The sequence below is a fragment of the Chelativorans composti genome (genome assembly GCF_039541695.1).
Lineage (GTDB): Bacteria > Pseudomonadota > Alphaproteobacteria > Rhizobiales > Rhizobiaceae > Chelativorans > Chelativorans composti.
In genome coordinates, this window is the sequence record NZ_BAABGS010000021.1 from 139,361 (window position 1) to 151,805 (window position 12,445).

At 63.3% G+C, this 12,445-nt stretch carries 11 protein-coding genes; 5 read left to right on the forward strand and 6 right to left on the reverse strand.

What is annotated here, in order from left to right; genetic code table 11:
• Window positions 1-25: 25 nt before the first annotated feature.
• Window positions 26-1,198, reverse strand: a complete 1,173-nt coding sequence (gene pobA, locus ABD906_RS09125) for a 4-hydroxybenzoate 3-monooxygenase (protein WP_345099163.1) — start codon at window positions 1,196-1,198, stop codon at window positions 26-28.
• Between the two features lie 102 nt (window positions 1,199-1,300).
• On the opposite strand from pobA, the gene ABD906_RS09130 reads away from it, so the two are divergent.
• Window positions 1,301-2,236: a helix-turn-helix domain-containing protein gene (locus ABD906_RS09130; RefSeq protein WP_345099164.1), complete on the forward strand. Its 936-nt coding sequence runs from the start codon at window positions 1,301-1,303 to the stop codon at window positions 2,234-2,236.
• Window positions 2,237-3,078: 842 nt separating this feature from the next.
• Here the strand turns inward: ABD906_RS09130 and aptA are convergent.
• Window positions 3,079-4,407 (reverse strand): omega-aminotransferase AptA, encoded by a 1,329-nt coding sequence (gene aptA / locus ABD906_RS09135; RefSeq protein WP_345099165.1) that lies wholly within the window; start codon window positions 4,405-4,407, stop codon window positions 3,079-3,081.
• Between the two features lie 62 nt (window positions 4,408-4,469).
• Window positions 4,470-4,985: a hypothetical protein gene (locus tag ABD906_RS09140; protein ID WP_345099166.1), complete on the reverse strand. Its 516-nt coding sequence runs from the start codon at window positions 4,983-4,985 to the stop codon at window positions 4,470-4,472.
• 395 nt (window positions 4,986-5,380) lie between these two features.
• Here ABD906_RS09140 and ettA point away from each other — a divergent pair, with 395 nt between their 5' ends.
• Window positions 5,381-7,030, forward strand: coding sequence for an energy-dependent translational throttle protein EttA (gene ettA, locus ABD906_RS09145; protein ID WP_345099167.1), 1,650 nt, complete (start codon window positions 5,381-5,383; stop codon window positions 7,028-7,030).
• Window positions 7,031-7,185: 155 nt separating this feature from the next.
• Window positions 7,186-7,575 carry a response regulator gene (locus tag ABD906_RS09150; protein WP_345099168.1) on the forward strand — a complete coding sequence of 130 codons (390 nt, stop codon included), beginning with the start codon at window positions 7,186-7,188 and terminating at the stop codon, window positions 7,573-7,575.
• A 223-nt stretch (window positions 7,576-7,798) separates the two neighbouring features.
• On the opposite strand, the gene ABD906_RS09155 is transcribed toward ABD906_RS09150, so the two are convergent.
• A complete protein-coding gene (locus tag ABD906_RS09155; RefSeq protein ID WP_165278568.1) occupies window positions 7,799-8,125 on the reverse strand; it encodes a DUF2293 domain-containing protein in 327 nt (108 codons plus the stop codon).
• A 129-nt stretch (window positions 8,126-8,254) separates the two neighbouring features.
• Between ABD906_RS09155 and ABD906_RS09160 the strand changes: the two genes are divergently transcribed.
• Complete coding sequence (locus ABD906_RS09160) at window positions 8,255-9,241, forward strand: metalloregulator ArsR/SmtB family transcription factor (RefSeq protein ID WP_165278649.1); 987 nt, start codon at window positions 8,255-8,257, stop codon at window positions 9,239-9,241.
• Complete coding sequence (gene metF, locus ABD906_RS09165; protein WP_345099169.1) at window positions 9,241-10,161, forward strand: methylenetetrahydrofolate reductase [NAD(P)H]; 921 nt, start codon at window positions 9,241-9,243, stop codon at window positions 10,159-10,161. The genes ABD906_RS09160 and metF overlap by 1 nt, the downstream gene beginning before the upstream one ends.
• A 361-nt stretch (window positions 10,162-10,522) precedes the next feature.
• On the opposite strand, the gene ABD906_RS09170 is transcribed toward metF, so the two are convergent.
• Both ABD906_RS09170 and ABD906_RS09175 read right to left on the reverse strand, forming a co-directional pair.
• On the reverse strand, window positions 10,523-11,452 hold the full coding sequence (locus ABD906_RS09170) for an EamA family transporter (RefSeq protein WP_165278566.1): 930 nt from the start codon (window positions 11,450-11,452) through the stop codon (window positions 10,523-10,525).
• Window positions 11,453-11,633: 181 nt separating this feature from the next.
• Window positions 11,634-12,431, reverse strand: coding sequence for a GH25 family lysozyme (locus tag ABD906_RS09175; RefSeq protein WP_165278565.1), 798 nt, complete (start codon window positions 12,429-12,431; stop codon window positions 11,634-11,636).
• Window positions 12,432-12,445: the final 14 nt, after the last annotated feature.

Below are 12,445 nucleotides of genomic sequence, written 5' to 3' on the forward strand. Positions count from 1 at the left end.
CAGTGGGGGAAAGGCTGTCTGCTGCCTAGTAGGGCAGGCCTACGTAGTTCTCGGCGAGCGACGTCTGCGCGGCGACGGACGAGAACAGATACTCGAGCTCGGCGTGCTGGATCTTCTGGCCGAACGCGCCATCGTCCGGGAACAGATGCAGCGTCTTGGTCATCCACCAGGAGAACCGTTCCGCCTTCCACACGCGCGCGAGCGCCCTCTGCGAATAGGCGTCGATGCCGGCCTTCGACTTTTCCTGATAGTATTCGCGAAGCCCGTCAAAGAGATAGCGGATGTCGCTCGCAGCCAGATTCAAGCCCTTGGCGCCCGTCGGCGGCACGATGTGGCCCGCATCGCCCGCCAGGAACAGCCGCCCGAAGCGCAGCGGCTCGGCCACGAAGGAGCGTAGCGGGGCGATGGACTTCTCGATCGAAGGCCCGGTCTTCATTGCCTGCGCCTGCTCTTCGGGCAGGCGGCGGCGGATCTCGTCCCAGAACCGGTCGTCCGACCAGTCCTCGATCTTTTCGTCGAGCCCGACCTGCACGTAATAGCGGATCCGCGTGGGCGAGCGCATGGAGCACAGCGCGAAGCCGCGCGGATGGTTGGCGTAGATGAGTTCGTGGCTCACCGGCTCCACGTCCGAGATGATCCCGAGCCAGCCGAACGGGTAGACCCGCTCGTAAGTGGTGATGGCCCCCTCGGGCACCGACTTGCGGCTCACCCCGTGAAACCCGTCGCATCCGGCGATGAAATCGCAGTCGATCCGGTGGGTTACACCATCTTTCTCATAGGTGACATACGGCCTGTCACCGTCGAAATCGTGCGGCTGCACATTGGCCGCTTCGTAGATCGTGACCCCGCCCGTCGCTTCGCGCCGGTCCATCAGGTCATGGGTGACCTCGGTCTGGCCATAGACGATGACGCGCTTGCCGCCTGTGAGCCCGTGCAGGTCGATGCGATGGCAACCACCATCGAAGGCGATGGAGAAACCGTCGTGCTTGAGACCCTCCCGGTGCATGCGTTCGCCGGCGCCGGCTTCGTCCAGCATGGCAGCCATGCCTTCCTCCAGCACGCCCGCGCGGATGCGGCTCAGCACATAGTCCTTGGTGACGCGTTCGAGAATGATGTTGTCGATGCCGGCGTCCGTAAGCAGCTGGCCGAGCAGCAAACCCGATGGACCCGACCCGATGATCACAACCTGGGTACGCATGTCTCCTCCTCGTCGATCCTAATGTGTAGCGTCCGATCAGGGCGCACAATGGACAAATTGGGCGAATTGTTGCACTTTTCGATCACTGGTCGGGAGGAGCGCATGAGCGCCAGCAATGTACCAAGCTATCGCCTTTACCGTCAGGGGACGGACGAGCCGGGCGATTTCTGGCTGCACGGCGAAACGCTGTCGCAGCGCAGCCGGTTGCACAATTGGGAGATTTCCCTGCACCGCCACGAGGGCCTCTTCCAGCTCTTCGTGCTGCAGGAGGGCGAGGGGAAACTGCTGGAGCCGCGCCGGCACCAGTCCTTTGCCGCGCCCTGCGTGATCTACATCCCGCCCGGTGCGGTTCACGGTTTCCAGTATGCGCGCAGCTCCGAGGGGCTTGTATTCACCATTCTGGAAGACCGTCTGCCGCCCGTGCGGGCGGCCGATCAGGGCATAGCCCGCTTCCTCGCCGAGCCGCGAATCGTTCTGCTGTCCGAAGACGGAAACGAGGACCGGCTGCTGATGGATCTCGCAGTTCGCATCTTCGGCGAATTCCAGGACGTTCGTCTGGGTTCGAACCTCCTTCTGGAGGCGATGATCACCGAGTTGGTCCTGCGGCTTGCCCGCCTGCAGCTCGATGAGGCGGGCGGCGAGGCGGCTCTGTCGGCGCGCGAGCGCGACCGACGCCGCATGCACCGGCTCGTTTCGCTGATTGTGGCCCACTGCCGGGAACATCGCCCCGTGAGCTTCTATGCCGAAAAGCTTGGCCTGTCGGTGCCGCACTTGAACCGCATTGTCCGCAGGGAGTCGGGCGCCAGCGTTCAGGAGCTCGCGGCCTTCCACCTGATCCGTCTGGCCAAGCGCGAACTGGTCTTCACGCCCACGCCGGTGGCGGGCGTGGCCTATTCCCTGGGCTTTCAGGATCCGGCCTACTTCAATCGCTTCTTCAAACGCGAGACGGGCATGACGCCCGGTCAGTACCGCGAGGCCGAACGCCGCCGCCTTGCCGGCGCGCGGGCTGTGCAGGACAGCATTGAACAGGTGGAATAGCAAGCCCCTCGGCTTGGAGCCCCGCTGAAGCCGCGGGCATCGGCTGTGCCTGAGCCGCACGATCACCACGCAATCTCACCAATGGGCATCTCACCGATGGGTGGGGATTGCCCGACGCGCTCCACGGAGGGGGATTGCCCGATTTGCTCCACGAAGGGGGCGGCAGGTTATCGCCTGGCCAGCCCTCAGCCTCGCTTTGCCCTGCCGCCTGCTTTGGCCCCGCCGGAAGGCTTGGCTGCCGTACCGGACTTCGCGCCGCTTGCGCTGGACTTCGCTCCGGCCGTCGCGCTGCTCGGCTTCGATCCGGTTCCAGACTTGGTGCTGGACTTCGGTGGTGACTGTCGGTCGTGATTCTTTGTCTTTTGGCTCTCCAGATCTGCGGCCGCGTCCGCGCGTCTCTTCTCCCCTGCATCCCGCTCCGGCTTGCGCCGCCTGACGTGGCGACGCGACCGGAAGACCAGGTATCCCAGGAGACAGACAGCGAGGGCGCCGGCGATCACTGCAATCTGGATGGGCTCGAAATCCCAGCTCTGCATCGCCAAGTGGTCCCCGTCAGGCAGCTGTGCGCATTCCCGTTCCGGGAATGCCCGATGATGGAAGTCTCACATGATCTGGCATTGTTCCCCCCTGCCAGCTTATGTGCAAACTGGCTCCTGCTTATCGGTGCCCGCCGGCATCCGGCTTTCGCCGTCGTGTGCGGCAGGGGCGGCTGGCCGCGACCCACCCCGCGCGCCCTGAAACGGGCAACCCGGGCCCGGAATGAAGTGAGCCGGACTGCCCGTTAAGGCGGTCCGGCTCGACATTGGTCTTTGCCTGGCCGGCTGTCCGGCCCGAGGTTTTGGTCAGTCGATGGACTTCAGGATGCTGCGCAGGGTGTCGCCGATCTGGTCGATGTGCTCCTTCTCGATGATGAGCGGCGGCGACATGGCGATGATGTCGCCCGTCGTGCGAATCGTCAGGTTGTTCTCGAAGGCCTTCAGGAAGGCGGAGAAGGCGCGCTTGGTCGGCTGTCCCTCGATCGGCTCAAGCTCGATGGCACCGACCAGTCCGATGTTGCGGATGTCGATCACATGCGGCAGGTCGCGCAGCGAATGCAGCATGTCCGCCCAGTACTGGCCGATCTCGCCCGAGGCGCGGGTAAGCAGCCCTTCCTCGCGGTAGGTCTCCAGCGTGGCGATGCCGGCCGCGCAGGCAAGCGGATGGGCCGAGTATGTGTATCCGTGGAAGAACTCGATCATATGCTCCGGCCCGGTCATGAAGGCGTCGTAGATCTCCTTCTTCACGAACACGGCGCCCATCGGCACCGCGCCGTTGGTCACGCCCTTGGCCGTCGTCATGATGTCCGGCGTCACGCCGAAAACTTCCGCCGCGAACGGCGCGCCGAGGCGGCCGTAGCCGGTGATCACCTCGTCGAAAATGAGCAGGATACCATGCTTATCGCAGATCTCGCGCAGGCGCTTGAGGTAACCTTTCGGCGGGATGAGTACGCCCGTGGAGCCTGCCACCGGCTCGACGATGACTGCCGCGATGGTCGAGGCGTCATGCAGAGCGGCGAGCCGCTCGAGCGCATTGGCGAGGTCTTCGCCGCCATGCTCGGGCTCGCCGCGGGAGAAGGCGTTGAGATGGGGCAGGTGGGTGTGCGGCAGGTGGTCGACGCCCGCCACCAGCGTTCCGAACATCTTTCTGTTCGCCACGATGCCGCCCACGGCGGTGCCGCCGAAGTTGACCCCGTGATAGCCACGCTCGCGCCCGATCAGGCGCACGCGCGAGCCTTCACCCCGCACGCGGTGATAGGCGAGAGCGATCTTCAGCGCCGTTTCCACCGACTCGGAACCTGAGTTGGTGAAGAAGACATGGTCCATGCCCTGGGGCGCTATGTCCACGAGGCGGTTGGCCAGCTCGAAGGCAAGCGGATGGCCCATCTGGAAGGGCGGGGCATAATCCATCTCGGCCGCCTGGCGCTGGATCGCCTCGGTGATCTTCGGGCGGCCATGGCCGGCGTTCACGCACCACAGTCCGGATGTCCCGTCCAGCACCTTCCTGCCGTCGTCGGTGAAATAGTGCATGTCCTTGGCCGCGACGAGCATGCGCGGCGCCTGCTTGAACTGCCGGTTGGCCGTGAAGGGCATCCAGAAAGAGCTGAGGTCGTTCGGCCGGGTTCGTTCCAACATGTTATGGGCCTCCTCCATTGGAAAGGTTCGGTGGGCAGACGGTAGCATTCTGCCGGACGCGGTCAAGCGAGCGTGTTGCGCTCCGCTGCGCCATCCAGCGCATCCTCGATCCAGGCCGGGAAGATGTTCTTCAAGTCTTGATTCAAGTTGCTGAGAAAATGAATCCGCTTTTCCGTGCAAGTACTTCGTTCGGGATTCAAAAAACCTTTTCTGAACAGCGGATGTCGGGCTTCAGGAAAGGGAATCACGAGTATGTCAACGTGCCGTGAAAGCTGTTTCAACCGTTCCGGCGCAAGCAGGTGGTTGAGGCCGATCCGGATGATCGCCTGTCCCACCGTGGGCGGCGTTTTGCCGGCTTCGTGCAGGATGCGGCTTGGAACGTCCGATCCCAGGCGGAATCGCTCCCATCGTAGAAGCCAATGGTAAACGGCCCGTTGCAGCGGCGGCATGTAGTCGGCGCGGGCGAGCATTGCTCCGGCGAACCGGTTGGGCATTGTCCGCAGCAGGGCGACGGCGAGGGCTGCGTCGAAGCCATGGCCCAGGAGGAAGACGGGTCGCTTCGCGCCGTGCTCGTCCATTGCGCCCGGCGCCGAGACGGCCCGTTCCAGGACCGCGTTCGCTGATGGTTTGGCGTGCGTGTCTGTGGCAAGGACCGTCGTCTTGATGCCCGCTGCGGTGAGGGCGGAAACCAGAGCCTCGGCTTCGTCTTCTGGCATTTCCCCCGGCAGGATGAGCGCTGCGGCCCGGACGCAAGGCTTCTCCTGTACCGTCATGGCGATTGCCTGCGCTGTCTGCAACCTGTTGTCCTGTGGCGGCTGTGTTGAATTCCCACGCAAAGTTGCTCCCGGCGACGCTTTAGCCTACATACGCGGCAGGTTGTGATCCGGAGCAGGGAAGAAGGACCGGCATTATTTGCCAATAGGTTCTTTTGTCGGCCTTGCTTCTGACTTTAACACTGGAGCGTACCTGCCCTATGGCGCGTCAATTCATCTATCATATGGCTGGCCTGAGCAAGGCCTACGGACCGAAGAAGGTCCTCGATAACATCTATCTGTCGTTCTACCCCGATGCGAAGATCGGCATCCTCGGCCCGAACGGCGCGGGTAAGTCGACGGTCCTGCGCATCATGGCGGGCATCGACAAGGAATACACGGGCGAGGCCTGGCTGGCCGAAGGCGCCACCTGCGGATACCTGCCGCAGGAGCCGCAGCTCGACCCGTCGCTGGATGTCTTCGGCAACGTCATGAAGGGCGTCGCCAAGAAGAAGGAGATCCTCGACCGCTACAACGAGCTGATGATGAATTACTCGGATGAGACGGCGGACGAGGCGGCCAAGCTTCAGGACATCATCGACAGCCAGAACCTCTGGGACCTCGAGTCCCAGGTCGAGATGGCGATGGAGGCGCTCCGCTGCCCGCCCGGCGATGCCGACGTGACCAAGCTTTCCGGTGGCGAGAAGCGCCGCGTGGCGCTCTGCCAGCTGCTGCTCCAGCAGCCCGACCTGCTGCTTCTCGACGAGCCGACCAACCACCTCGACGCCGAGACCACGGCGTGGCTGGAGAAGCATCTGCGCGAGTATCCCGGCGCCGTGCTGATCGTGACCCACGACCGTTACTTCCTCGACAACGTGACGGGCTGGATCCTTGAGCTCGACCGCGGCCGCGGCATTCCCTACGAGGGCAACTACTCGGCCTACCTGGAAGCCAAGGCCAAGCGCTTGGAGCAGGAAGCGCGCGAGGAAGCCGCCCGGCAGAAGGCGCTGGCGCGCGAGCGCGAGTGGATCGCCGCGTCCCCGAAGGCGCGCCAGGCCAAGTCCAAGGCCCGTATCAAGGCTTATGACGAGCTGGTCCGCGCCGCGGCCGAGCGCCGTCCGGGTGACGCTCAGATCATCATCCCGGCCGGCGAGCGTCTGGGTGACCGGGTGATCGAGGTCGAGAACCTGTCCAAGGGTTATGGCGACCGCCTCCTGATCGACAACCTGACCTTCAAGCTTCCGCCCGGCGGCATCGTAGGCGTGATCGGTCCGAACGGCGCCGGTAAGACGACGCTGTTCCGCATGCTCACCGGCCAGGAGCAACCCGACAGCGGCACGATCCGTATCGGCGAGACCGTGCGCCTTGCCTATGTCGACCAGTCGCGTGACTCGCTCGATCCCAACAAGACCGTGTGGGAGGAGATCTCCGGCGGCGCCGACGTCATCAAGCTCGGCAAGCACGAGGTCAACTCGCGGGCCTACTGCTCGGCCTTCAACTTCCGCGGCGGCGACCAGCAGCAGAAGGTGGGCTCGCTTTCCGGCGGTCAGCGCAACCGCGTGCACCTGGCCAAGCTCCTCAAGGAAGGCGGCAACGTCCTCCTGCTCGACGAGCCGACCAACGACCTCGACACCGAGACGCTGGCCGCCCTCGAGGACGCGCTCGAGAACTTCGCGGGCTGCGCGGTCATCATCTCCCACGACCGCATGTTCCTCGACCGTCTGGCCACCCATATTCTGGCCTTCGAGGGCGATAGCCATGTGGAGTGGTTTGAGGGCAACTTCCAGGAATACGAGGCCGACAAGATCCGCCGTCTGGGGCCCGATGCGGTCAACCCGAAGCGCGTGACCTACAAGCGGCTGACGCGTTAACCCGATCGAAATTTCGTATCACGGATCATTGTGACCGGGGCGGAACCTTTCCGCCCCGGTCTTGTTATTTGATATAACTAAATCGGTTCCGGGCGTCTGCCGGAACAGTGGTCAGGTTTCCTTCAGCCGGCCGAAAAGAAGTGGATGTTGGGATCTTGGGTTCATCATTGAACAATTTGCGGGTGCTCGTCGTCGAGGATGAGGCGCTTGTCGCCATGAACCTCGAGATGATCCTTGAAGATTTGGGGTGCCGGGTCGTGGGGCCGGTCATGCGGTTCGACCGTGCCGTCGCCATGGTCGAGAGTGGTGTCAACGCCGACGCGGCCATCCTGGACGTGAACGTTGCGGGCAGGGAAGTCTTCCCGATTGCCGACCTCCTCGGGGAGCAGGGCATTCCCCTGGTCTTCGCCACCGGATACGACAACTCGACGTTTCCTGAACGGTGGCGTGAGAGTCCTGCCCTTCGCAAGCCCTACACCACGGACGACGTCGAACGCGCCCTGAAGCGGCTGCTTGCGATTGCCGAGGCGCGCAATCCTATGTGAGTCCCCGCTGTCGTCCTGCGGGACGCTCGCAAGCTCACTCAAATCACTCAATTCCCTTCGTTTGTGAACGCATGCGACACTCATCCTGAGCTAGTCGAAGGATGAGCTTGTTGAAGACGCGGGAAGTCGCCGTGTCTCATCGTCCGGCCCTTTGACGGATTGGGATGAGAAGAAGAGCGGCGATTGTCGTGCAAAGTCACGACGCCCACGACGTTCCTGAGCGTCAGGCGTCCTCGGTTTCCATGTCCTCGGGATCCAGCAACCGCGTGGCGCGCCAGCGGGTCAGGACCTCGTTGATCTGGTCCACGACGAAATAGCGCGCCGAATCCCGGTCGTATCCTTCCGCCAGCAAATCGTCGTAATCGGTGTGCGCATGCCGCACGTAGGCGACCGTCGCCAGCCACACGGCGACCGACGGCGGCAGCCCCCTAAGCTTCCTGTCGTTGGCGGCCGTGCGGATTGCTTCGATATCCGCATAGGGTGCCTGTGGCAGGAGGGTGCTGAGCGCCTTGGCCACCGCTCGTTGCCGGCCCGTCGATACGGCCTTCATACCAAACGTCCCGCTTGCCACAAATTTAACATGATGTGTGTCTTGTCTTTCATAGGAATATGACATAAAGATATCTTTATGTCTTTTTGAGGGAGCGCGCAGGTGCAACAGTCACTCGGGCTTGAAACCATGGTCGATGTATTGAAGTCGGCTGCAGAGCAGAGCCGGCTGCGCATCCTCGTACTCCTGAATCAGACGGACCTGACGGTTTCCGATCTTACCGAAATTCTCGGGCAGTCACAGCCGCGCGTGTCCCGGCATCTGAAGCTGCTGCTGGAGGTCAGCCTCATCTCCCGTTACCAGGAGGGTTCGTGGGCGTTCTTCCGCCTTTCCGATGAGGAAAACAGCCGCACTCTGGTCGACGGCCTGCTCCGCCGCCTGGATCGGCGCGACCCGGTGATCGCCCGCGATCTCGAGCGCCTGGAAGGCATCAAGCGCCGGCGCCAGGAAAAGGCGGCGGAGTACTTCGCCCGCAACGCCTCCAGCTGGGACGAAATCCGCTCGCTCCATGTTCCGGATGCGGCCATCGAAAGTGAATTGCGGACGCTGGTGGGCGACCGCCCGTTCCAGTCCATGGTCGATCTCGGCACAGGCACGGGCCGCTTGCTGGAACTGTTTGCGCCGCTCTATCGCCGCGGCGTTGGCATCGACCTGTCGCGGGAGATGCTCGCGGTTGCCCGCGCCAATCTCGACCGCGCCGGCATCGCCCATGCCCAGGTGCGCTTCGGCGACCTCTACACGCCGCCGGTGGACCGCAATGCCAACGATCTCGTCACCATGCACCAGGTGCTCCATTACCTGGAGGACCCGGCGGCGGCGATCTACGAAGCGGCGCGGCTGTTGCGTCCGGGTGGCCGCCTGGTGATCGTCGACTTTGCCCCGCACGACCATGAATTCCTCCGCGAGGAGCATGCGCACGTGCGTCTCGGCTTCAGTGACCGGCAGATTGCCGAGTGGCTCGCCGCGGCGGAGCTCGAGCTTGAGGAAACGCGCGAAATAGCCCCCGGCCGCGATGTTCCGAACGGATTGACGGTGAAGCTCTGGCTTGGCCGCGATCCGCGCATCGAGATCGCGGATCCCGCAATAACAAGAACCGAAGACAAGGAATTGGCTTGATGTCCAGCTATCGCTTCTCCCGCCGTCCCGACACGGGTGCACGCCTCAGGGTCTCTTTCGAGTTCTTCCCGCCGAAGACGGAGGAGATGGAAGCGCGCCTGTGGGAGACTGTCGTACGGCTGGCCCCGCTCAAGCCGGAATTCGTGTCCGTGACCTATGGCGCCGGCGGCTCGACGCGCGAGCGTACTCTGCACACCGTGCGGCGCATCCTGACCGAGACCGGTCTTACGCCTGCCGCGCACCTGACTTGCGTGGACGCCACGCGCGAGCAGGTGGACGCGGTGATCCGTGAGTTCGCCGATATGGGCGTCAAGCGCTTCGTCGCGCTGCGCGGTGACTCCCCCGCCGGCGTCGGCCAGCCGTACCGGCCGCACCCGGATGGCTACACCAACGCCGCCGAGCTGGTTGCCGCCCTCAAGCGCCACGGCGACTTCGACATCACCGTCTCCGCCTATCCGGAGAAGCACCCCGAGAGCCCGGACTTCGCCACCGACATCGACATGCTGAAGCGCAAGGTCGACAACGGTGCAACGCGGGCGATCACCCAGTTCTTCTTCGACAACGACCTCTACGAGCGCTACGTCGAACGCGTCCGCCGCGCGGGCATCTACATCCCGATCGTGCCAGGCATCCAGCCGATCCACAATTTCCGGCAGATCACCAACTTTGCCAGCCGCTGCGGCGCGCATATCCCGGCGTGGCTGGCGGAACGCTTCGAGGGATTGGAAAACGACCCCGAGACTCACCAGCTGGTTGCCGCCGCGGTGGCGGCGGAGCAGGTGCTGGATCTGGTGGAGCGCGGCGTGCGGGACTTCCACATCTACACGCTGAATCGCGCCGGCCTGCCTCTCGCCGTCTGCCAGATGATCGGCATCCGCCCTACGCCTGAGGCGGTGGCGGAAGAATCCGCTGCCGCCTGAGCCGGAGATCGCTGCATCTCGATATTTCGGCTCGATGGGAAAAAGTAAGAGCCAAAAAAGAAAGGCCGGAATGAACCGGCCTTTCGCGTGCATGAATCTTTCCCCATTTCTGCGTTAAGGCAGGACCCCCATAATCACTGCGCCGACGAATGCGAATGCGGCACAGATTGCCAGCACGTTGAGTGGACGTGTAAGGCCCATACATTAGCCTCCTATGCAGATTACGGGACGATTCTAACGGCTGGATGACATTTGCCAAGAATGCAATTTGCCCGATCGGGGGGACAAAGAAACGAATTTGCCTTTTAACCGCTTGATCTTCTTGCGTTAACCTTCCCGATCGATCTCGGTTCACAATTCGTTAATGGACTGTAGGGCGGATCCGCACCCGCCCGTCGCCGACGAGCAGGCCGAAGCCGATCAGCGCCATGCCGGCGATCTCGAACGATTCGAGATGCTCGCCGAGGAACAGGGCACCGAGCAGGATGGCGCTCGCCGGAACGATGAGGGTCACCAGCGAGGTGTTGGTTGGTCCCACCGTCTGCAAGAGCTTGAAGTAGATGAGATAGGCGAAGGCGGTGGTAACCAGCGAAAGGGCCAGCACCGAGCCCCAGGCCGTCGCGCTGGCGTTGAAGAAGCTGTCCGTGCCGTAGAAGATAAGCACGATCGGGACCATGATGATGGCGCTTGCGGTGAACTGGCCCGCTGCCACCACCGGCGCCGGAATGTCGCTGAGGCGGCGGGCGTAGGTGGCTCCGAAACCGTAGGAAATGGCGGTTCCGATCAGCGCGAGCTTGGCCCACAGAGGACCGCCGAGACTTTCGGCGAGACCCGGTCCGATCATCACGGCCGTGCCGAGGATACCGAGCAGGATGCCTGCGATCTTCGTCATGCTTAGCCGCTCTTCCACCCGGAAGAGCTGCGCGATGATGGCGGTCCAGAACGGCGTCGTCGCGTTGAGAATGGATGCGAGTCCGGCGCCGATTTCGGTCTGGCCGATGAACATGAGCGAGAAGGGGATCACCGCGTTGATGGTGGCCAGCACGAAGAAACTTCCCGCCCTGGGAAGCGCCAGCCGGAAGCTGGGACCGGTGAACAGCAACCACACCTGCAGTGCAATGGCCGCCAGTGCCACTCTGATCATCACGAGCGGAAGCGGCGGAATCTCCTGAACGGCGATGCGGGCGAAGAAGAATGAGCCTCCCCAGATTGCACCGAGGAGGAGGATGAGGCTCCAATTCTGCATCGAAACGGACGAGGTCGGCCGCGAGTTGATGAAAGCTTCATCCATGGCGGGGAGTATCCTTGGAGTGTGAGCGGGAAGCGGTATCCGAAAACAATTGTTACGGCAACGGATCAGCTTGAAGCATATGTGGTCCGTTCCGCCCACCCGATTTTGGATGAAACCGGCTTTCCGCTGGCCGTTCAATGGCATGGGCCGTGCGGGCGCTCTTGCGCCCTTCTCAAAAGACTTACCGGGTGTGATCCTTCAGCCACTTCAGCCAGGCGCTGCGGCTGCCGTTGAAGACATTGATGTCGGCGTCGCCCGTGATGCCGGGCAGGATTCCCGTGCCCGTATACTGCCAGAAGGTCCAGGGATGCTTGCCGTAGAGGTCGTCCGGGTGCGCTGCGACCGAGCGCAGCCAGAACTGGTAGCCCTTGAACTGCGCGAGTTCGTTGCGGTCGAAGAAGTCGATTGTCGTGTAGATGATCGGCCGCCTGCCGTAGTGCTTCTCGATCGCGTTCAGAAACACCCGCATCTCCGCCCTGACCGTCTCTGCAGGGGGACGCAGCTTGCAGGTGGGGGAGAGGTGGTTCCATTCCATGTCGAGCACCGGCGGCAGAGCGTTCGCGTCGCGTGGCACGTGCCGGATGAACCACTGCGCCTGTTCGATTGCCGGCCGGCAGAAATAGAAGAAGTGATACGCACCGCGCGGAATGCCGGCCTGTCTGGCGGCGGCCCAGTTTTCGTGGAATCTGTCGTCCAGCCGGTCACCGCCCTCGGTCGCCTTGATGAAGGCGAAGGCAATGCCGGCCCGCCGCAGTGCATGCCAGTCGACGTCGCCCTGATACTTCGATACGTCTGTTCCGTGAATCGGATAATGCCACGGAGTATGGCCGTCCCACGGGTGTGGCTTGCGGTCCTCGAACCGCGGCCCGTGCCCGAGCGCGCCGGGCTCTGAAGTGGCGGGGACAAGGTCCTCGAACTGGAGGGTGGCGCAGGCGGAAAGCCCCAGCGCAAGGCCGAGCGAGATTGCCACCAGCCTCATGGGATGGATCATGA

What these genes read in the sequence shown, in the direction of transcription:
- pobA (WP_345099163.1), bottom strand. Translation starts at nt 1,198, where the DNA reads ATGCGTACCCAGGTTGTGATCATCGGGTCGGGTCCATCGGGTTTGCTG.
- ABD906_RS09130 (WP_345099164.1), top strand. Translation starts at nt 1,301, where the DNA reads ATGAGCGCCAGCAATGTACCAAGCTATCGCCTTTACCGTCAGGGGACG.
- aptA (WP_345099165.1), bottom strand. Translation starts at nt 4,407, where the DNA reads ATGTTGGAACGAACCCGGCCGAACGACCTCAGCTCTTTCTGGATGCCC.
- ABD906_RS09140 (WP_345099166.1), bottom strand. Translation starts at nt 4,985, where the DNA reads ATGGACGAGCACGGCGCGAAGCGACCCGTCTTCCTCCTGGGCCATGGC.
- ettA (WP_345099167.1), top strand. Translation starts at nt 5,381, where the DNA reads ATGGCGCGTCAATTCATCTATCATATGGCTGGCCTGAGCAAGGCCTAC.
- ABD906_RS09155 (WP_165278568.1), bottom strand. Translation starts at nt 8,125, where the DNA reads ATGAAGGCCGTATCGACGGGCCGGCAACGAGCGGTGGCCAAGGCGCTC.
- ABD906_RS09160 (WP_165278649.1), top strand. Translation starts at nt 8,255, where the DNA reads ATGGTCGATGTATTGAAGTCGGCTGCAGAGCAGAGCCGGCTGCGCATC.
- metF (WP_345099169.1), top strand. Translation starts at nt 9,241, where the DNA reads ATGTCCAGCTATCGCTTCTCCCGCCGTCCCGACACGGGTGCACGCCTC.
- ABD906_RS09170 (WP_165278566.1), bottom strand. Translation starts at nt 11,452, where the DNA reads ATGGATGAAGCTTTCATCAACTCGCGGCCGACCTCGTCCGTTTCGATG.
- ABD906_RS09175 (WP_165278565.1), bottom strand. Translation starts at nt 12,431, where the DNA reads ATGAGGCTGGTGGCAATCTCGCTCGGCCTTGCGCTGGGGCTTTCCGCC.